The following is a 20,362-nucleotide window of genomic DNA, read 5'->3' as shown; positions in this document are numbered from 1 at the left end:
TGCCAGGCATGGGACGGCGCCCTGCCGCCGCGATTCCGGGGCCTGCCGGCCTTGGCGGGTTCCGGCTGGGGTTCCTGTGCGCAGGCGCCGTCGCTCCGCCATTTCCTCAAGCGATAAGACATCGTCGTCTCTCCTCGCTTCTTCCTTACCGGGCAGCCGGGAGCCGGCTGACGATTTCCTCGAGATGCGCCAGGCTCCTGGCCACATCCCGCTTCGGCAGATCTTCCGGGCTTCGCTCGTTCAGCGCGGTGTCCTGTTCGAGCACGTACCACCCGGCATAGCCCGCCCCGTGGACGGACCTGACCATCGCTTCGATGTCGACGTCCCCGTCACCGAGCGGGACGTACAAACCTTGGCCCACCGCTTCGGCGTAGGGAAGCCTGCCGGCGCGGACGTTTTCGGCGAGTTCGCCGCGTACGTCCTTGAGGTGCAGGTGACCGATCCGATCCGGGTGGCGTTCGGCGAGGGCGACCGGATCGGTGCCGCCGATCAGCAGATGTCCGGTGTCCAGGCACAGCGGGAGGGCGGAATCGGCGAGGAAACGCTCGACCTCCTCCCCGGTCTCCACCTGCGTCCCGGCGTGCGGATGCAGTACGGTGCGAAGGCCGTGTCGCGCGGCGATTTTCGCGATCTCGTCCGAGGTTTCGAGCAACGTCGCCCAGTCGGCCTCGGTCAGCTTCGGCTTGTCGTCGTACCCGTCGAGCCCCGTCGCGGCGGCGAGTACGAGCATGTCACCACCGCAGGCGGCGAACAGCGCCGCCGACTCTTCCGCCTCGGCCAGGGCGGCTTCGGGGTCCTTGTGCAGCACGACGGCGAGGAAACCGCCGACCAGGTCGAGCCGGTATCCCCCGAGCAGCTCACGCAGCGCGGCCGGGTCACGCGGGAGATACCCCGGAGGCCCGAGTTCGGTGGCGCGGACGCCCAGCTCCGCCATTTCGCCCAGTACGGTCCCCGTGTCGAGCACACGGCCCCAGCCGGGGACTTCGCACACACCCCAGGAGATCGGGGCGGCGGCGATTCGGATCCGGGATGTCATCGGCGACCTCCGGTAGAGGAGTGGATTAGAGCGCTCTATTGATTAGAGCGCTCTAATCATGTAGCGTCCGTCACAGCAAAGTCAAGGGCGGGGTTCGGCTGGGTTTCGGCTGATTTCGGCAGGCAGGGGGAGAGCGGGACATGGCACGACCGACGATGGAGGACGTCGCCGCGAAAGCGGGGGTTTCCCGGGCGCTCGTGTCCCTGGTGATGCGCAACGCGCCGAACGTCTCCGACGAACGGCGGACACGGGTGCTGTGCGCGGCGCACGAACTCGGCTATGAACCGCACGCCATGGCCAGGTCGCTGGCCAGCCGGACCTCCACCGTGCTCGGCGTGATGGTCTCCGATCTGCGCAACGCCTTCTTCGCCGACGTCGTCGAAGGACTCGACGCGGCGGCCGAGGCCGCCGGCTTCAACCTGATCCTCAACACCGGTGGCCGTAGTCCCGCGCGCGAGCGCGCCGCGCTGCGGAACCTGCTCTCCTTCCGGCCGGCGGGGGTGATCCTGCTGTCGCCGGTGCTGCCCGCGATGGCGATCGAGGAAGCGGCCGCGCAATGCCCGGTCGTCCTCGTCTCGCGCACCTCGCGTGTCCGGGACGTGGATACGGTGAACGACGACGGTGAGGCGGGTTCCGCGCTGGCCGTCGAGCATCTCGTTTCCTTGGGGCACCGGCGGATCGCCCATCTGGACGGCGGCGTCGCGGCCGGCGCGGCCGCCCGGCGCCGGGGATATCAGCAGGCGATGCGGCGGCACCGCCTGCACCCGATCATCGTGCGCAGTGAACACACCGACACCGCCGGTGAAAAGGCCGTACACGAACTGCTCGGCGACTACGCGCGGGCTGAGTTGCCGACGGCTTTGGTGGCGGGCAACGACTTCAACGCCGTCGGCGCGATCTCCGCGCTGGAGGAGGCGGGCCTGCGGGTGCCGGAAGACGTTTCCGTGGTCGGCTACGACAACACCTCGCTCGCCGCGTTGCGCCATCTCTCACTGACCACAGTGGACCAGCCGCGCACCGAAATGGGACGACTGGCCGTCGAGGCCCTGCTCGAACGGATCCGGGGCGAACGCGCCGAACCGGTCCGGCATCTGCTGCATCCGTCGCTGGTGGTCCGCTCGACCACCGCCGCGCTCTAGAAAGGGCAAGAGAATGAGGTTGGGACTTGCCGGCACCGGCCGGATCGGGACTTCGCACGCCGAAACCTTGAAGGGCTTCGACGAGGTTTCGTCCGTGGTCGTCGCCGACGTCGACACCGCGCGGGCCCAGGCGGCCGCGGCCAAACTCGGCGTCGAAGCGGCGGCGGACCTCTCCGCACTCTTCGCGTCCTCTTTGGATGGCCTGGTGATCGCGGCCGCGACGGACGCGCATCCGGAACTGATCCTCCGGGCCGTCGACGCGGGCATCCCGGTTTTCTGCGAGAAGCCCGTCGCCGCCGACATTCCCGGCACGCTCGCGGTGATCGACAAGATCTCCGGTTCGACCGTCCCGGTGCAGATCGGTTTCCAGCGCCGGTTCGACGAGGGCTACGCGGCCGCCCGCGCCGCGGTGGCGTCGGGTGAGCTGGGCTGGCTGCACACCCTGCGCGCCACGACCCTGGATCCGGCGCCGCCTCCCGCGGAGTACGTCGCGCATTCCGGTGGCCTGTTCCGTGACTGCGGGGTGCACGACTTCGACGTCGTCCGGTTCGTCAGCGGTCGTGAGGTCGTCGAGGTCTACGCCGTCGGGGCGAACAAGGGCGAGCGGTTCTTCGTCGACGCCGGTGACGTCGACACCGCGGCCGCGACCCTGACGCTGGACGACGGCACGCTGGCCGTGGTCTCGCTGACCCGCTACAACGGCGCGGGATACGACGTCCGGCTGGAGGTGCTCGGCTCGGCCGGGAACGCGGTGGTGGGCCTGGACGAACGCACGCCGCTGACCTCGGTGGAGCCTGGTGTCCAGCCCCTGCCCGGTCCGGCCTATCCCGGCTTCATGGAGCGGTTCCGCCCGGCGTACGTCAGCGAGCTGAAGGCGTTCCTGGAGGTCGCGGCCGGTCGTGCGCCGAGTCCGTGTGGTGCCGCTGACGCACTGGAGGCCTTTTACATCGCCGAAGCCTGCGAGGTCTCCCGTCGCGAACGCCGACCGGTCCGCGTGGACGAAGTACGCGTATAGCGTCGGAGGCGCGGATGTGGTCCTGAGTGGCGATTCGGATCAGTGGCTGGTTCGTGAAGGCCCCTTCCCCACTACATGATGGCCCCCTTCCTTGTGCCTAGTGTCGTGCGTCTGAAGTTCGTGTCGTAAGTACGTGCGCAAGCGCGGTGACCCTGTTCTCCGAACTCGCGTGCTCAGAGACGTGACTCGCGTGCTTGGAGGCGGATTTCGCGTGTGCGGTCTCCACGCACGCGAGATCCGCCTTTGAGCACGTGGGATACGGCTCAGAGCACGTGAGTGCGGGGTTTGATCCAGGTTCCCGCTGGACGCACGAACCTCCGGCGCGGGACACTAGGTACATGAAGGGGGCCATCATGTAGTTCACCACTCACGAGCGCCACCAGAAACAATTCACGTACCAAACCGAATCGGGCAGAACCGCTACAGCTTGTCGAGGATCAGCTTCGCCCGTTCTTCGGCGAGCCGGTATCCGGAGCGTGCGGCGAGTTCGAGTGCCAGCTCGGCGTGTGTCCGGGCCTCGTCGAGCTTTCCGAGTTCCAGCAGCGCTTCCGCGAGCCCGGTCCGCGCGGCGGCCTCGCACCAGAAGAAGCTCGTCGTGCGCGCGATCGACAACGCGAGCCGCTGATGTTCGGCGGCCTCCTCGGGCAGGCCGAGGCGCAGGCAGACCTCGCCGAGCCCGGCGAGGGTCCAGGCTTCGGTGCCCCGATCGCCGATCTTGCGGGTGAGTTCGACGGCCTCGAGGGCGTCTTGGCGGTTCTGCTCGCTCGGGTCGAGCCTGCTTTCGAGGACGGCTCTGCCGGAAAGGGCGGTGGCTTCGCCGTAGGTGTAACCGAGTTCGCGGTTGGCCGCGAGCGCTCGGGTGTAGAAGTCGTAGGCCTCGTCGGTCAGGCCCAGGTCACGATGCACATTGCCGAGGTCGACCAGCAGTACCGCGACGCTGAACCGGGCGCCGTCCCGTTCGGAGACCGCGAGCGCGCGGGTGAAGTTGGCGAGCGCGTCGTCGAGCTGGCCGGTCTGCCAGTACGGGAAACCGAGGTTCGCGAGCGCCATCGAGATGCCGGGCATGTTCAGTTCTTCGCACAGCCGCAGGGATTCCAGTCCGCAGCGGATCGCCTCCTGCGGGTCGCCGAGGCGCTGGTGCACGGCGCTCAGGTTGTTGAGTACGGCCGCGCGGCCGGCGGCCCAGTCTGCGAGGAGATCTCCGCGCAGGGCGCTGGTGAGGTGTTCGCGTGCCTCGTCGTAGCGGCCGCTGTTGACGCAGGCGAGCGCGATGCTCAGGTGCATGGCCGCCTGAGCCTGTCCGGCACCGCTGCGGCGGGCGGCCTTGAGGGCGGTCGACGCGGTGTCGATCCATTCCGCGTGATGGCCGCGCTGGTGGAAGAAGGCGCGCAGCGCGTCGGCCAGGTGCCAGGAGAACTCGGGCGGGCCGTGTTCGGCGCTGTGCTCGACGGCGGCGGCGAGGTTCGGCCACTCGGCGTCCAGCCAGGCCAGTGCCTCGTCGGTGTCGGCGAAGGGGGTGTCCTCCGGCTCTTCACGCGGCAGCCGTAAGAAATGGGGGATGAGTACGCGGCCCGCGGCGTCGGCGGTGGTCAGGTAGCTCTCGAAGAGCCGCCTCTCCGCCGTGTCGCGTTCAGGCTTCGCGTCCTCGGAAAGCGTGCGACCCGCCGCGAAACTGCGGAGAAGGTCGTGGAACCGGTACCGGTCCGGGGTGTAGCGCTCCACCAGATGTGCCGCCGCGAGCGCCTTGAGCTGTTGGTTCGCCCGGGAAAGCGGGGCACCGGTCAGCGCCTGCGCGGCGGGAGCGGTGAACGTCTGGCCGGGGACGAGCGCGAGCCTGCGGAACAGCAGGCGGTGTTCCTCGGGCAGCGCCCGGTAGGAGACGCCGAACGCGGTGGTCACGGCGCTTTCCTCGGCGCCGTCGACGGTCAGTTCCGCCAGTGGGTCGCCACCGGCCAGCTCGCGGGCGAGTTCGGCGATCTCGGGTTCGCCGCTCGCGCCGAGGTTGGCCGCCGCGATCCGGAGGGCCAGCGGGAGATGCCCGCACAGCCGGGCCAGCTCCGCCGCCGCGCCCGCCTCGGCCGCGACGAGTTCGCTGCCGAGAACGGCCTCCAGCAGATGCCGCGCGTCCTCGGCGGGCAGCACGGACAGCGGGAGCGCGCGGGCGCCCGTGCGGGCGATGAGGTCGCCGAGCCGCTGGCGGCTGGTGACCAGGACGGTGCCCGACGGCGGCAGCAGCGGCATCACCTGACCGGTGTCGCGCACGTTGTCGAGGACCAGGAGGACTCGCTTGTCGGCGAGGAGGGAACGAAGGAGCGCGGCCCGTGCGTCGGTGTCCGGCGGGATGGCCTTCGGCGCGGTGCCGAGCGCTTGAAGGAGCTGCGTGAGCGCGACCGCCGGGGTGAGCGGTTCGTGGTCGGGGTCGAATCCTCGCAGGTCCAGGTAGAGCTGGCCGTCGGGGAAAGCGTCGCGGACGCGGTGGGCCCAGCGGACCGCGAGCGCGGTCTTGCCGACGCCGGCGGTCCCGCTGATCACCCAGATGTCGGTGCCCTCGCCGTCCGGACGGGTCGCTTCGTCGAGCCGCTCCAACTCGGCCGCCCGGCCGGCGAACCCCCGGACGTCGTGGGGCAGCTGCGCCGGGCGCACCGGCTCGGGTTTGACCGTGCTGGTCACCGGCTCGAGAGCGGGATCCGCCGCCAGGATGGCGGCTTCGAGTTTGCGCAGCTCCGGGGATGGGTCGAGGCCCAGTTCGCCACTGAGCCTGTCCCGCAGCGCACGGAAGGCTTCGAGCGCGTCGTCGGTGCGGCCTTCGCGGTGCAGGGCGAGCATGAGCTGCCCGACGAACCGTTGGCGCAGGGGATGCGCGGCGACCAGTTCGGTCAGGTCCGCGAGCACTTCCCGGCCGCGGCCGAGCCGCAACTGCGCCTCCGCGCGATCCTCCAGCGCCGTCCAGCGCGCCTCGTTCATGCCGCCCCGCAACCGCTGGGCGACTTCACCGCTGACGACGTCGGACAACGCCTCGCCACGCCACAACCCGAGCGCCTCGTCCAGGAGTTCCACGGCGGTCTCGTCGTCGGCCTTGCGGGCTCGTGCCGTCAAGTCGGTGAACCGGTGCAGGTCGACCCGGTGCGGATCGACCTTCAGCAGGTAACGGGTCCCCTCCGAAACGATCTCCGGTCCGCCCGCGCCGCGGAACACCGCCCGCAGCCGGGACACCAGCGCTTGAACGGTGTTCCGGGCGCTCACCGGCGGCTCTTCGGGCCAGAGCAGGTCGATGATCCGGTCTCGCGGGACCGGTTTGCCCGCCTCCAGCAGCAGAACCGCCAGCACGAGCCGTTGTTTGGGCGAGCCGAGATCGACCGGGCCGCCGTCGGCCCACGCCTCGACGGCGCCGAGGACGCGGAACTCCACCCGGCCACCTCCGCCCCAACCTCGTCAGAGCCTGCAAGCGTAGTGCAAGCGCCCTGCATCCGGTTCCGATGATCCTTGGGCGGTGTCCACCGAGGACCCGTCGCCGGAACCGTGCCCAACCAACAAGACGGGCAGGACCCCCCATTCGGTTCCGGTACGACGGTGGACACCTTCGACTTGCACAGGCACCGCCATCTGACGGCGGTGGGGGTTGGGGGTAGTGCCAGCTCGACGTCTTCCCCCGTGTCGTCGGACTGGCGCTCTTCGTGACTGGGGCTGGGGCTTTCTCGTCGCCGTCTCTCGGCGACGTCCTGGGGAGGGTTGGGCGGGCCGGGTGCGGCTCGCCCACTCCAGGACTCTCTGCGGTCAAGGACCGCTTTTAGAGGACTAATTGCGTTCATCGTCTTGACAAGCACGCCCGCCTACCTACACCCTTTCACTACTTAATTAGTGAAAGGGTGTTGCCAGTGGTCACCTTCCACCTGGACAAGGGTTCGGGCGTCGCCACCTACGTCCAACTCGTCCAGCAGGTCAAACACGCCATTCGGCTGGGGTTGCTGGAGCCGGGCGACCGGCTGCCGACGGCGAAGGAAGTGGTCGCCGAGCTGGCGATCAACCCCAACACCGTCCTCAAGGCCTACCGCGAACTGGAACGCGAAGGGCTCGTAGAGGGAAAGCCGGGCCTCGGCACCTTCGTGCAGAAGACGCTCGGGGGTGCTTCGTTCACCGAGCACGCGCGCTTGCGGAAAAGCCTGGGGGTCTGGGTCCGCGACGCCCGGGAATCGGGACTGGATCAGGAAGACGTCGAGGCGTTGTTCACCTCTGTGGTGGTCGACGGCTTTCGAGGGGAGCGAACCGCGTGACTGAGAAACCCGTCATCGAAGCCACCGGCCTCGGAAAGCGTTACCACCGCAAGTGGGCGCTGCGCGACTGTTCCCTGTCCGTCCCGAAAGGACGAGTCGTGGCGCTGGTCGGGCCCAACGGCGCCGGCAAGACGACCTTCCTGCACCTGGCCGTCGGACTGCTCGACGCGACCCTCGGCTCGGTCTCGATCCAAGGAACAGCCGCGTTCCTGGCGCAGGACAAACCGTTGTACCCCGGCTTCAGCATCGCCGAGATGCTCAAATTCGGCAGACGGCTGAACCCCGGCTGGGACGACGAGTTCGCGCGCGAACGCATCGATTCGCTGAGCCTTCCCTTGAAACACAAGGTGGGCAAGCTTTCCGGCGGTCAGCGCGCGCAGGTCGCGCTCACCCTCGCGCTCGCGAAACGCCCGGACCTGCTGGTGCTCGACGAGCCGCTCGCGAACCTCGACCCGCTGGCCCGGCACGAGGTCATGCGCGGGCTGATGGAGGCGGTCGCAGAAACCGGGATGACCGTGCTGCTCTCCTCCCACGTCGTTTCCGACCTGGAGAACACCTGCGACTGGCTGATCGTCCTCAACGGCGGCCGCGTACAGGTCAGCGGCGACATCGACGAGCTCGTCGCCGGACACCGGATCCTGTCCGGACCGGCGGAGGAGGCCGACGCGCTGGCCAACCGCGTCGCGGTCGTGGACGAGGCCAGGGCGGGCAGGCAGGCGACCGTCTTCGCCCGTACCGAGCAGGTCCCTTTGGGTCCACAGTGGACCGAACGGCCGGCGAACCTGGAGGAGCTGGTGCTCGCCTACCTCAGGCGTCCCGACTCCGCGAGTCTGCCGCGGCCCACACTGGCCTCGGCGTAAGGGGAAACGATGTTCTGGCTCACCTACCGTCAACACCGGTCGCAGTTGCTGATCACCGCGGGTGCCCTCGTCGTGGTCGGGATCCTGTTGCTGATCAACGGAAACGCCGCGGCGGACAGTGTGAATCCGGCGGACCACTTCGGGAGTCTCTACACTTATCTCTCCTGGTTGCAGGTGGCTCCGGTGGCGATCGGCGTCTTCTGGGGAGCGCCGCTGCTCGCCGCCGAATACGAGCGCGGCACGACGAAACTCGCCTGGACACAGTCGATCTCACGGTTCCGGTGGCTCGGCGTGAAACTGGGGTTCCTCGCCGTACTGGTCACGCTGGGCGGTCTCGCGTTCGGCTTGATGATGCAGCGCTGGCTGGAGGTCTTCCCGACCGATCGCGGGGACACGAACTTCACCAATCACTTCGACAATCCGGTCCTGTTCGCGATGACCGGCGTGGCGCCCGGCGCTTGGTGGCTCTTCGGCTTCGTCATGGGCACGGCGGCGGGCGCGGTCATCCGCAAAACGCTCCCGGCCATCGCCGTCACCATCGCGGTGACCGTGGGATTGATGATCGGCGTGTCCAACGTGCGCGACTTCTACGCTGAACCAAGGCTCGTCGCCCTGGGCGAGGCGGGCCCGACCGGGCATGATCCCGGCGGCCGGGTCGTCGACATGATCACGGACGCGAGCGGGCAGGTCACCGCGCTCAAGATCTTGCCGCAGGACTTCTACTGGCGCTTCCAATGGACCGAAGCCGCGATCCTGATCGTCGTCACGCTCCTCCTCGCCGCCACCGCGACCTTCGCCATCCGGCGACGCTCCTAGAAAGGGACACGTTCTTGCTCTGGCTCACCTGGCGGCAGCATCGCGCTCAGCTGCTCGTCACCCTGGGGTTCCTGGCTGTGGTCGGCGGAGTCCTGCTCCTGTCCGGCCGGCTCGCCCTCGACGCGGCGAACGGCGAGATCTCCTCCTACTGCTACGGAGGCGGCGTGCCGTGCCGCGAGCGCGACGCGGGACTGGAAGACCTCTACCAGAAGATCTACCCGCTGGTCGTGATGCTGCCGTTCGTTCCCTTGCTGGCGGGCGTCTTCTGGGGCGCGCCGCTGCTCGCCAGAGAGTACGAACGCAACACCCATCAGCTCGCCTGGACGCAATCGGTGAGCCGGGGACGCTGGCTGGGTGTCAAGTTCGGCGTCCTCGCTCTGTGCGCGACCCTCGCCGGGCTGGCCTCGGGGCAGATGTTCGGCAGATGGCTGGAGATCTTCCCCGGCAAGGCCGAAACGCTCGCCGAGACCGCGTACTTCGGCGCCGTCGGGATCGCGCCCGCGGCATGGTGGTTGTTCGCCTTCGCCCTCGGTACCGCGGCCGGGGTGCTGGTGCGCAAGACCTTGCCCGCCATCGCGATCACGGTCGCGGTGTTCGTCGCGGCTTCGATCGCCTTGCTGCTCCTGCGGCCGCACTACGCCGAACCGGTGCGCACGATCGGCGCGGATCCCTCCGCCAAGGACGCCTTGATCGTCCAAGCGGGCAGGGTCGCGCCGGACGGGCGTGAGCTGCGCTTGATGGACGACGTACCCGAATGTCCTCGCGGCAGGGAAATGAACGCCTGTGTCGACGCCGCGGGCTACCGCGACTTCACCGTGTACCAGCCTTCCAGCCGGTTCTGGCGATTCCAATGGACCGAGGCGGGCATCCTGCTCGCCGCGACCGCGGTACTCGGGGGTGTCGCGGTAGGGGGAACGGTCCGCCGCCGTCGCTGAGGCGGCGGCGGCGGACCGTCCGGCCGACGCTGGAAGAACTCAGTCGAGCTGCAGTTCGGGGGAGTACAGGTCGAACCAGTGGTAGAGGTCCAGCGCCCGGTCGATCCCGGTGCGCTGGGCCGAGGACATCGTCGCCGGGTCCACTTCGGACGCCCGGTGCAGCCAGTCGCGGTCCACCAGTGAGAACACCGGGTTGTCCCGTTCGGTCAGCGCCTCCTTGGCCTGCTGCTGCAGCGCCGCCGCGTAGCCGGGGTCCTGAGTGGACGGATACGGGCTCTTGACCCGGTCGCGGACCGACGCGGGCAGGACGTGCTTCGTGGCGTGCCGCAGCAGGCTCTTCTCCCTACCATCGAACGTCTTCAGCGACCACGGCGTGTTGTAGACGTACTCGACGAGTCGGTGGTCGCAGAACGGCACCCGCACCTCGAGCCCCACGGCCATCGACGCCCGGTCCTTGCGGTCCAGCAGCATCCGCACGAACCGGGTGAGGTGGAGGTTGCAGACCGTCCGCATCTTCCGGTCCTGCTCGCTTTCTCCGTCGAGATACTCGACCTGCGCGACCGCGGTGCGGTACTGGTCGGCGATGTAGCCGGGCAGGTCCAGCTTGCTCCGGACGTCCTCGCGCAGCAGGGTTTCCCGCTCGCTGGTGAGGCCCATGCGGAACGCGAGCCAGGGGAAGGTCCCCGAGTTCACCGAAGCCTCGTCGTGGAACCAGCGGTATCCGCCGAACACCTCGTCGGCCGACTCGCCGGACAGCGCCACCGTGGATTCCGCGCGGATCGCCTTGAACAGCAGGTAGAGCGAGGTGTCCATGTCCCCGAGCCCGGCCGGGATGTCGCGCGCGGTCAGCACCTTGCGGCGCACCTCCGGGTCACTGAGGTCCGCCGGGTTGAGCATGACGTCCTTGTGGTCGGAACCGACCAGGTCCGCGACGTCGCGGATGTAGGGCGAGTCCGGGGTGTCGCGCACCTCGTCCGGTTTGAAGTTCTCTTCCTGGCCGAGGAAATCGACCGAGAACGTGCGCAGCCGTTCGCCCTCTTCGGCCAGCCGCGCCGCGGCGAGGCCGGTTACGGCGCTGGAGTCGAGCCCGCCGGACAGCAGGACGCAGCGGGGGACGTCGGCGATCAGCTGGCGGTGCACGATGTCGGTCATCAGCTCCCGGACCCGCTCGACCGTGGTCTCCTGGTCGTCGGTGTGCTGCTGGGCGTCGAGCTTCCAGTACGTCCGCGTGCGGATCCCGGAGCGGTCGACGGTGACGATGGTGCCGGGGCCGACCTCGTGCATGCCCTTCCACAGCGACCAGCCCGGGGTCTTGGTCATCGCCATCAGCTCGCGCAGGCCGTCGGTGTCGACCACCTTGCGCGCCAAGGGGTTGGCGAGGATCGCCTTCGGCTCGGAGCCGAACAGAACGCCGTCCGGGGTCGGGTAGTAGTAGAACGGCTTGATGCCCATGCGGTCACGGATCATCACGAGCTTCTCGTCGCGTTCGTCCCAGATGGCGAAGGCGTACATCCCGTTGAGGTGATCGACGACGGCGTCGCCCCACTCCAGGTAGCCGTGCAGCACCACCTCGGTGTCGCTGTCGGTCTCGAATTTGTGGCCCCGCTTGGAAAGTTCCTCGCGCAGCTCGGTGAAGTTGTACGCCTCACCGCTGTAGACCATGGCAGCCAGCCCGGCTTCGGCCATCGGCTGCCTGCCGCCCGGCAGGTCGATGATCGCCAGCCGCCGGTGGCCCAGCGCCACGTTCGGCCGGACCCAGGTACCCGAGTCGTCAGGACCGCGGCAGGCCATGGTGGCGGTCATCGCGTCGACGACCTCCCGGCGCTGCGTCAGGTCCGTGCCGAAGGAGACCCACCCGGCGATTCCGCACATCGCTACCTCCTATTGCTTAGCACATACAACTATCTGTAACACTGGTGTAACACGCTTCGGCGCCGTTGTCTGCCCGAATTGCACGCTCCGTCCGCAGTACGTCACGGGCTGTGGGGCACATCACCGGGCATCAAGAAGTCGTAAAGGCACCCGATCGGGGCATCAAGACGCCATCAGTCCCCGGTCTCGATGGTCTGTACCAGGCGCACTGTTGCGGGGTCCTGGTCACCGATGGGGTGACCTGTCCTGAGAGGTGCCTAGTGGCCGACTTGCTCTACGCCGTGCTCCTGATCGGCGTATTCGTGGTTCTCGCCCTGACCCTGCGTGGTCTGGAGAAGCTGTGACCGGCACGGGAGCGCCTGCCAACGTCGTCGGCGGACTGCTGGCGCTGGGGCTGATCGTCTATTTGTTCATCGCACTGGTCAGGCCGGAGAAATTCTGATGTCAGACACCATGGCCGGCCTCCTGCAGGCCGGCCTCTTACTCGTCGCCCTCGCCGTGGTCTACCGGCCACTGGGCGACTACATGGCGCGGGTCTTCTTGACCGAGACGCACACCAAGGCCGAACGTGGCCTGTACCGCCTGTTCCGGGTGAACCCCGGATCGGAACAGCACTGGAAGACCTACGCGTCCGCCGTGATCGGCTTCTCGTTCGTCTCCGTCGTCTTCCTGTACCTGCTTCAGCGGCTCCAGTCGATCCTGCCGTGGAGTCTCGGCAAGGAACCGGTCTCGCCGGCGGTCGCCTTCAACACCGCCGTCAGCTTCGTGACCAACACGAACTGGCAGTCCTACAGTCCCGAAGCGACCATGGGTCACTTCGTGCAGATGGCCGGGCTGACCGTGCAGAACTTCCTGTCCGCCGCCGTCGGGCTCGCGGTCGCCGTCGCGGTGGTGCGCGGATTCGTCCGCTCGAAGACCGACCGCCTCGGCAACTTCTGGGTGGACCTGACCCGCGGCACGATCCGGATCCTGCTGCCGATGGCGTTCGTGGCGGCGATCCTGCTGATCGCGCTCGGCGTCGTGCAGAGCCTCAAGAGCGGCGTCGACGTCCTCAACCCGGATGGCGGCACGAGCAAGATCGCGCTCGCCCCGGCCGCGAGCCAGGAGGCGATCAAGGAACTCGGCACCAACGGCGGCGGCATCTTCAACGCCAACTCCTCGCACCCGTTCGAGAACCCGAACGCCTGGACCAACCTGATCGAGATCTTCCTGATCCTGGTCATCCCCGTCTCGCTCACCCGCACGTTCGGCAAGCTCGTCGGCAACACCAAACAGGGCTACGTTCTGCTGTCGGTGATGGCCGGGCTGTTCACCGCGATGCTCGCGGTGACCTGGCTCGCCGAAGCCCACGCGAGCGGACCGGCGCCGCTGGCCGCCGGGGCGAACCTGGAGGGCAAGGAACAGCGGTTCGGCATCGGCCTGAGTTCGCTGTTCGCCAACGCCACCACGGGTACGTCCACCGGCGCGGTCAACAGCATGCACGACAGCTACAGCGGACTCGGCGGCGGTGGGGCGCTGCTCAACATGCTTCTGGGCGAGATCTCGCCGGGCGGGGTGGGCACCGGTCTCTACGGCATCCTGGTGATGGCCGTGATCGCGATGTTCCTCGCCGGGCTGATGGTCGGCCGGACACCGGAGTACCTGGGGAAGAAGCTCGGCAAACGCGAGGTCACCTGCGCGGCGGTCTCGATGCTGGCCATGCCGACCGTGGTGCTGCTCGGCGCCGGGATCGCGCTGCTGAATCCCGGCAACCTGGCCGCGCTGAACAACCCGGGCGCCCACGGGCTCTCGGAGGTGCTTTACGCCTACGCGTCGGCGGGCAACAACAACGGCAGCGCGTTCGGCGGGATCACCGTCACCAACGACTGGTTCCAGTCCTCGCTCGGCGTCGCCATGCTGCTCGGCAGGTTCGTCCCGATCCTTGCCGTGCTGTGCCTGGCCGGATCCCTCGCCTCGCAACGGAAGGTTCCGGAGACCGCCGGCACGCTGCCCACCACCGGACCGCTCTTCGCCACGATGCTCGCGGGCACGATCGTGCTCGTCGCGGCCCTCACTTTCATCCCGGCGCTCGCGCTCGGGCCCATCGCAGAGGCACTGGCATGACCTTGATTCAGGAACGCACTCCCGAGGAGACAACGCGGCACCACGGGGAGAACACCGGCCGCGTCGGTGCGGGCATCTTCAGCCCACGACAGCTCCTGACCTCCCTTCCCGAGGCGCTGCGCAAGCTGAACCCCAAGCACCAGCTGGCCAACCCGGTCATGTTCGTGGTGTGGATCGGCTCGGCGCTGACCACGGTCTTCGCGATCACCGACCCGAGCGTGTTCACCATCCTGATCGCGATCTGGCTGTGGTTCACCGTCCTGTTCGCGAATCTGGCCGAGGCGGTCGCGGAAGGCCGCGGCAAGGCGCAGGCGGAAACCCTGCGGCGCAGCAAGAAGGAGACCATCGCCCGCCGTCTCACCGAGGACGGCGACGAGGAGCAGGTGCCGGGCGCGGACCTGCGGGTCGGTGATCTCGTGGTCGTCGAAGCGGGCCAGGTCATCCCCGGAGACGGTGACGTCGTCGAAGGCATCGCGACCGTCGACGAATCGGCCATCACCGGCGAATCGGCTCCGGTCATCCGCGAGTCGGGCGGCGACCGGTGCGCGGTCACCGGCGGCACCACGGTGCTCTCGGACCGCGTCGTCGTGAAGATCACCACCAAACCCGGCGAGTCCTTTGTGGACCGCATGATCGCCTTGGTGGAAGGTGCTTCCCGGCAGAAGACGCCGAATGAGATCGCGCTGACCATCCTGCTGTCGACGCTCACGATCATCTTCCTGCTCGCCGTCGTGGCACTGCAGCCGATGGCCGGGTACTCCGGCAGTCAGCAGTCCGTGATCGTGCTGACCGCGTTGCTGGTCTGCCTGATCCCGACGACGATCGGCGCGCTGCTGTCGGCGATCGGCATCGCCGGGATGGACCGGCTGGTGCAGCGCAACGTGCTCGCGACGAGCGGCCGCGCGGTGGAGGCCGCCGGTGACGTCTCGACCCTGCTGCTGGACAAGACCGGCACGATCACCTTCGGCAACCGCAAGGCCACCGAGTTGATCCCGGTCGGGCCGTCCACTGTGGACGACATCGCCAAGGCCGCGCGGCTGTCCAGTCTCGCCGACGGCACACCGGAAGGCCGCAGCATCGTCGAACTCGCCGCGCGGGAGCACGGTCTCGCGGCGACGGCGTCCGACGACGAGAAGCACGCGGACTTCGTCGAGTTCACCGCGCAGACGCGGATGAGCGGCATCGACATCGGCGAGCGTCAGGTCCGCAAGGGCGCCACCGCCGCCGTCCGCGAGTGGGTCCGCGACCGCGGTGGCGACATGCCGGACGAGACCGAACGTGTCGTCGACGAGATCAGCCAGCAGGGCGGTACCCCGCTGGTGGTCGCGGAGTACGACGGCGGGAAAGCCTTCGTACGCGGTGTGATCCGGCTGTCCGATGTGGTCAAACCGGGGATGCGGGAGCGGTTCGTCCAGCTCCGCGCGATGGGCATCAAGACCGTCATGATCACCGGGGACAACCCGCTGACGGCCAAGGCCATCGCCGAGGACGCGGGCGTCGACGACTACCTCGCCGAGGCCAAACCCGAAGACAAGATGGCGCTGATCCGCGAGGAACAGGAGGGCGGACGGCTGGTCGCGATGACCGGCGACGGCACCAACGACGCCCCCGCGCTGGCGCAGTCCGACGTCGGCGTCGCGATGAACACCGGGACCTCCGCCGCCAAGGAGGCGGGGAACATGGTGGACCTCGACTCCGACCCGACGAAGCTGATCGAGATCGTGGAGATCGGCAAGCAGCTGCTGATCACCCGCGGCGCGCTGACCACTTTCAGCGTCGCCAACGACCTCGCGAAGTACTTCGCCATCCTGCCCGCGATGTTCACCGGCATCTTCGCCCAGCTCGGCGCGCTCAACATCATGCAGCTGGCGACGCCGAAGTCGGCGATCCTGTCGGCGGTCATCTTCAACGCCCTGATCATCGTCGGGCTCATCCCGCTCGCCCTGCGCGGCGTCCGGTACAAGCCGTCCTCGGCTTCGGCGCTGCTGCGCCGGAACCTGCTGGTCTACGGCCTCGGTGGCATCGTCAGCCCGTTCCTCGGGATCTGGCTGATCGACCTCGTGGTCCGTCTCATCCCTGGAATCGGGTGACTCGAAGTGAAACCGTTGTTCAACCAAACCCTCGCCGGGCTGCGGGTCCTGCTGGTGATGACCGTGCTCCTCGGCGTCGTCTACCCGCTGGGCGTCTGGGCGATCTCCCGGATCCCCGGCCTCGAAGGCAACGCCGAGGGCTCGACCGTCACCCGGAACGGGCAGGCCGTCGGCTCGTCGCTGATCGGGATCGACCCGGTCGCGGCCGACCCGGCCACGGACCCGTGGTTCCACAACCGCCCGTCCGCGGGGTCGAAGGACGTGCTCGGCCCCGGCGATCCGTCGTCGTCCGGCGCGTCGAACAAGGGCACTTACAACGAGGACCTGGTCGCCGCCATCGGCGAGCGCAAGAAGCTGATCGCCGCCCGTGAGGGTGTCCAGGAGTCGCAGGTGCCACCCGACGCGGTGACGGCGTCGGCTTCCGGGATGGATCCGGCGATCAGCGTCGCCTACGCCGACCTCCAGGTCCCGCGGGTGGCCAGGAACACGGGCCTGTCCGAGGAGAAGGTCCGGCAGCTCGTGGCGGAGAACACGGGCGGCGCCGGGATCGGTGTGCCGGGCGTCAATGTGCTGAAGGTCAACTTGGCCGTGCGCGACGCGGCCGGAGGAGCACACTGACAGACGTGGACGAGAACACGACCAAGCCGCGCCGGGGCGAGCTGAGGATCTACCTCGGCGCGGCCCCGGGCGTCGGGAAGACCTTCGCGATGCTGGGCGAGGCACGCCGCCGCCTCGACCGGGGCACCGACGTGGTCATCGGCCTGGTCGAGACGCACGGTCGCCGGAAGACCGCGGAGCTCGTCGAGGGACTCGAGAGCGTGCCGCGCCGCCGGACCGAGCACCGCGGCCGTGAGTTCGAGGAGATGGACCTCGACGCGCTGCTCGCCCGCGCGCCCGAGGTCGCCGTGGTCGACGAACTCGCGCACACCAACGTGCCGGGTTCGCGCAACGAAAAGCGCTGGCAGGACATCGACGAGCTGCTGGACGCCGGGATCGACGTCCTCTCCACGGTCAACGTGCAGCATCTGCAGAGCCTCAACGACGTCGTCGAGCGGATCACCGGCGTCACCCAGCAGGAGACGGTGCCGGACGAGGTCGTACGGCGGGCCGAGCAGCTGGAGCTGGTCGACATCACGCCGGAGGCGCTGCGCAGGCGGCTGGCGCACGGCAACGTCTATCCGGCCGAACGGATCGACGCGGCGCTGGGCAATTACTTCCGCCCCGGCAACCTCACCGCGCTGCGGGAACTGGCGCTGCTGTGGGTCGCCGACCAGGTGGACGTCGCCCTGCAGCGGTACCGGGCCGAGCAGAAGATCACCGACACCTGGGAAGCACGCGAACGGGTGGTCGTGTCCATCACCGGCGGGCCGGAGAGCGAGACGCTGATCCGCCGGGCGAGCCGCATCGCGAACCGGGCGGGCGCCGAACTGCAGGTGCTGCACATCCTGCGCGGCGACGGGCTGGCCGCGATGGGGCCGACGGCGGTCGGCAAGTACCGGAAGCTGGCGGAAGAGGTCGGCGCGACCTTCCACACCGTCGTCGGCGACGACGTCCCGACGGCGCTGCTCGATTTCGCGCGGGGAGTGAACGCCACCCAGCTGGTGGTCGGGACCTCACGGCGATCACGGGTCGCGCGGCTGTTCGACGAGGGTATCGGCGCGGCCGTGGTCCAGCGGTCCGGTCCGATCGACGTCCACATGGTCACGCACGCCCAGGCGGGTGGACGGCTGCGTGCCCGGTTCAACCGGAGCCCGCTGACGCCCTCGCGACGGCTGGCAGGCTGGGCGCTTTCGCTGGTGCTGCCCGCGCTCGCGACGTTGCTCGGCGTACTGCTGCGGGACCAGCTCGACTTCTCCACCGACGTGGTCGACTACGTCCTCGCGACGGTCCTGGTCGCACTCGTGGGCGGCCTCGGGCCCGCACTGGTGGCGGCGGTGTTCTCGGCGGGGCTGCTGAACTTCTTCTTCACCCCGCCGCTGTACAACCTGACCGTCCACGAACCGCGCAACGTGATCACGCTGATCGCGATGGTGCTGGTGGCGGTCCTCGTCGCGGCGGTCGTCGACACCGCCGCGCGGCGCGCCACCCAGGCCGCGCGGGCGCGGACGGAGGCGGCATTGCTCGCCTCCTACGCGCGGACTGTGCTCACGCACACCAATCCGATCGAGCGGCTGCTGGAGAAGGTCCGCGAGAACTTCGGGATGACCTCGGTGACCCTGCTGGAGAAGCGGGACGGGAAGTGGAAGCGGGTGGCGAGCGCGGGCTCGGATCCGTGCGCCGATCCGGATCAGGCCGACGCCGACATCGCGGTGACCGCCGACGTCCACCTCACCTTGCGCGGTCGCACCCTGCCCGCGTCCGACCGCGGGGTACTGGAAGCCGTCGCGGGGCAGGCACTGCTTTCCCTGCGGCAGCAGCGGACGGCGAAGGCGGCTGTTCGCGCCGAACGCAAGGCCGAAGCGACCGAGCTGCGCACCGCGTTGCTTTCGGCCGTGGGGCACGACCTTCGTACCCCGCTGACGTCGATCAAGGCGGCCATCGGCAGCCTCCGCGCGACCGACATCTCACTGTCCGAATCCGACACCGACGAACTGCTCGAAGCGATCGAGGAATCGGCGGACCGCCTCGCCGGGTTGATCGACAACCTGCTCGACTCCTCCCGGCTGGCGACCGGCGCCGTCCGCCCGCATCTGCGTCCGGTCGGCTACGACGAGGTCGTCTCGCACGCCCTGTCCAATGTGGACAACTCGGCTTCGGTCGTGGTCGCGATCGACTCCCGGCTGCCGTCGGTGTGCGCCGACCCCGGGCTGCTGGAACGGGTCGTGGCGAACGTGATCGACAACGCGCTGCGGCACGGGAAGTCCGGCGAGCCGGTCTCGGCCCGCGCCAGCACCCATTCCGACCACGTCGAACTGCGGATCGTCGACCACGGGCGCGGGCTGAAGAAGGGCACCGCGGACTCGGCGTTCGCGCCGTTCCAGCGGCTCGGCGGCGACCGGGACACCGTGCCGGGGGTCGGACTGGGGCTTTCGGTCGCCAAGGGATTCACCGAGGCGATGGGCGGGCGGATCCGCGCGGAGGACACGCCGGGCGGCGGGCTCACCGTCGTCATCTCACTGCCCGCGTATGTCGGTCAGGACCCGGAAAAGAACCTCCTCGCTTTCGACGACGAGGGCCTTGAAAACGAAGAGGAGGAGCGAGTGCGATGAGTGCCGAAACCGTGTCGGCGACCGTGCTGGTCGTCGACGACGAACCGCAGATCGTGCGAGCCCTGCGGATCAACCTGTCCGCCCGCGGCTACAAGGTGATCACCGCCCACGACGGGACGGCCGCGCTGAAGGCCGTCGCCGAAACCAAACCCGACGTCGTCGTGCTCGACCTCGGCCTGCCCGATCTCGACGGCACCGAGGTGATCGCCGGGCTGCGCGGCTGGACGACGGTGCCGATCATCGTCCTGTCCGCCCGCGGCGACTCGGCCGACAAGGTGCAGGCACTCGACGCCGGCGCCGACGACTACGTCACCAAACCGTTCGGCATGGACGAACTGCTGGCCCGGTTGCGGGCGGCGGTCCGCCGGTCGGCGACGTCCAGTGTGGACGGTGCGGACGCGGTGGTGGACACGGGCTCGTTCCGCATCGACCTGGCGGCGAAGAAGGTGCTCCGGGACGGCAAGGAAGTGCACCTCACCAAGACCGAATGGGGTGTCCTGGAACTGCTGGTGCGCAACCGGGGACGGCTCGTGGCGCAGAAACAACTGTTGCACGAGGTGTGGGGGCCGAGCTACGAGACCGAGTCGCACTACCTGCGGGTGTACCTGGCGCAGCTGCGGCGGAAACTGGAACCGGAACCCTCGCGGCCGCGGCACCTGCTGACGGAACCGGGGATGGGGTACCGCTTCGAAATGTGAGCGCTCGGGGAGGCTTACAGCGGGCCGCTCGTGGCCGCCCACGCACGCCGCGAAGTAGTGAAGGCCTCGTTCCCTACCTTGAGAGTAGGGTCCCGGCAAAGTCGAGGTAGGGCGGGCCTGGTTCTGGATGTCGGCCGGGCTTCAGGGTCCACAAAGGACGAAGCCGGTCGACTTGGTGTCCGATTGATGTCTCTATGTCTGGTTGCGGAGGGGGTCGTGAGTGTCAATGAGGGTTAGAACCCCCCCTTCCAACCCCGACCCCACTCTTGAGCCCCCCCAACCGCCAAACCTGGCACACATTCCCCCAAAAACCTCCCT

At 68.7% G+C, this 20,362-nt stretch carries 15 protein-coding genes; 12 read left to right on the top strand and 3 right to left on the bottom strand.

All coding sequences use genetic code 11. From position 1 onward, the window contains the following. Positions 1 to 145: 145 nt before the first annotated feature. On the bottom strand, positions 146 to 1,036 hold the full coding sequence (locus ACZ54P_RS08660) for a sugar phosphate isomerase/epimerase family protein (protein ID WP_465460909.1): 891 nt from the start codon (positions 1,034 to 1,036) through the stop codon (positions 146 to 148). A gap of 140 nt (positions 1,037 to 1,176) precedes the next feature. Between ACZ54P_RS08660 and ACZ54P_RS08655 the strand changes: the two genes are divergently transcribed. Further along, the gene (locus ACZ54P_RS08655; RefSeq protein WP_465460908.1) at positions 1,177 to 2,175 is read left to right on the top strand and encodes a LacI family DNA-binding transcriptional regulator; all 999 of its coding nucleotides are present in this window, start codon (positions 1,177 to 1,179) and stop codon (positions 2,173 to 2,175) included. A 13-nt stretch (positions 2,176 to 2,188) separates the two neighbouring features. After that, a complete protein-coding gene (locus tag ACZ54P_RS08650) occupies positions 2,189 to 3,190 on the top strand; it encodes a Gfo/Idh/MocA family protein (protein ID WP_465460907.1) in 1,002 nt (333 codons plus the stop codon). Positions 3,191 to 3,610: 420 nt separating this feature from the next. Here ACZ54P_RS08650 and ACZ54P_RS08645 read toward each other — a convergent pair whose 3' ends face one another. Next, positions 3,611 to 6,598 (bottom strand): AfsR/SARP family transcriptional regulator, encoded by a 2,988-nt coding sequence (locus ACZ54P_RS08645; RefSeq protein WP_465460906.1) that lies wholly within the window; start codon positions 6,596 to 6,598, stop codon positions 3,611 to 3,613. A gap of 467 nt (positions 6,599 to 7,065) precedes the next feature. Here ACZ54P_RS08645 and ACZ54P_RS08640 point away from each other — a divergent pair, with 467 nt between their 5' ends. The 4 genes from ACZ54P_RS08640 to ACZ54P_RS08625 are packed head-to-tail and all read left to right on the top strand — an operon-like array spanning position 7,066 to position 10,072. After that, positions 7,066 to 7,461 carry a GntR family transcriptional regulator gene (locus ACZ54P_RS08640; RefSeq protein WP_061988989.1) on the top strand — a complete coding sequence of 132 codons (396 nt, stop codon included), beginning with the start codon at positions 7,066 to 7,068 and terminating at the stop codon, positions 7,459 to 7,461. Further along, positions 7,458 to 8,321: an ABC transporter ATP-binding protein gene (locus ACZ54P_RS08635; protein ID WP_465460905.1), complete on the top strand. Its 864-nt coding sequence runs from the start codon at positions 7,458 to 7,460 to the stop codon at positions 8,319 to 8,321. The genes ACZ54P_RS08640 and ACZ54P_RS08635 overlap by 4 nt, the downstream gene beginning before the upstream one ends. 9 nt (positions 8,322 to 8,330) lie before the next feature. Then, positions 8,331 to 9,137, top strand: coding sequence for an ABC transporter permease (locus ACZ54P_RS08630; protein ID WP_465460904.1), 807 nt, complete (start codon positions 8,331 to 8,333; stop codon positions 9,135 to 9,137). 14 nt (positions 9,138 to 9,151) lie between these two features. Next, positions 9,152 to 10,072: an ABC transporter permease gene (locus ACZ54P_RS08625; protein ID WP_465460903.1), complete on the top strand. Its 921-nt coding sequence runs from the start codon at positions 9,152 to 9,154 to the stop codon at positions 10,070 to 10,072. A 39-nt stretch (positions 10,073 to 10,111) separates the two neighbouring features. Here the strand turns inward: ACZ54P_RS08625 and asnB are convergent, their stop codons facing one another. Then, a complete protein-coding gene (gene asnB, locus ACZ54P_RS08620) occupies positions 10,112 to 11,944 on the bottom strand; it encodes an asparagine synthase (glutamine-hydrolyzing) (RefSeq protein ID WP_465460902.1) in 1,833 nt (610 codons plus the stop codon). Positions 11,945 to 12,284: 340 nt separating this feature from the next. On the opposite strand from asnB, the gene kdpF reads away from it, so the two are divergent. Genes kdpF through ACZ54P_RS08590 form a run of 6 tightly spaced genes read left to right on the top strand, consistent with a single transcriptional unit; the run spans position 12,285 to position 20,044 of the window. Continuing rightward, positions 12,285 to 12,386 (top strand): K(+)-transporting ATPase subunit F, encoded by a 102-nt coding sequence (gene kdpF / locus ACZ54P_RS08615; RefSeq protein ID WP_465460901.1) that lies wholly within the window; start codon positions 12,285 to 12,287, stop codon positions 12,384 to 12,386. Continuing rightward, complete coding sequence (gene kdpA, locus ACZ54P_RS08610) at positions 12,386 to 14,047, top strand: potassium-transporting ATPase subunit KdpA (protein ID WP_465460900.1); 1,662 nt, start codon at positions 12,386 to 12,388, stop codon at positions 14,045 to 14,047. Before kdpF ends, kdpA begins: the two co-directional genes overlap by 1 nt. After that, the gene (gene kdpB, locus ACZ54P_RS08605; RefSeq protein ID WP_465460899.1) at positions 14,044 to 16,137 is read left to right on the top strand and encodes a potassium-transporting ATPase subunit KdpB; all 2,094 of its coding nucleotides are present in this window, start codon (positions 14,044 to 14,046) and stop codon (positions 16,135 to 16,137) included. The genes kdpA and kdpB overlap by 4 nt, the downstream gene beginning before the upstream one ends. A 6-nt stretch (positions 16,138 to 16,143) precedes the next feature. Then, entirely contained in the window at positions 16,144 to 16,755 is a 612-nt protein-coding gene (locus ACZ54P_RS08600; RefSeq protein ID WP_465460898.1) for a potassium-transporting ATPase subunit C, read from the top strand. A gap of 5 nt (positions 16,756 to 16,760) precedes the next feature. Beyond that, positions 16,761 to 19,346 carry a DUF4118 domain-containing protein gene (locus tag ACZ54P_RS08595; protein WP_465460897.1) on the top strand — a complete coding sequence of 862 codons (2,586 nt, stop codon included), beginning with the start codon at positions 16,761 to 16,763 and terminating at the stop codon, positions 19,344 to 19,346. Then, positions 19,343 to 20,044, top strand: a complete 702-nt coding sequence (locus ACZ54P_RS08590) for a response regulator (protein WP_465460896.1) — start codon at positions 19,343 to 19,345, stop codon at positions 20,042 to 20,044. Before ACZ54P_RS08595 ends, ACZ54P_RS08590 begins: the two co-directional genes overlap by 4 nt. Positions 20,045 to 20,362: the final 318 nt, after the last annotated feature.

This window comes from Amycolatopsis sp. NPDC034160 (genome assembly GCF_055575355.1).
This window is presented reverse-complemented; position numbering and strand designations above follow the sequence as displayed.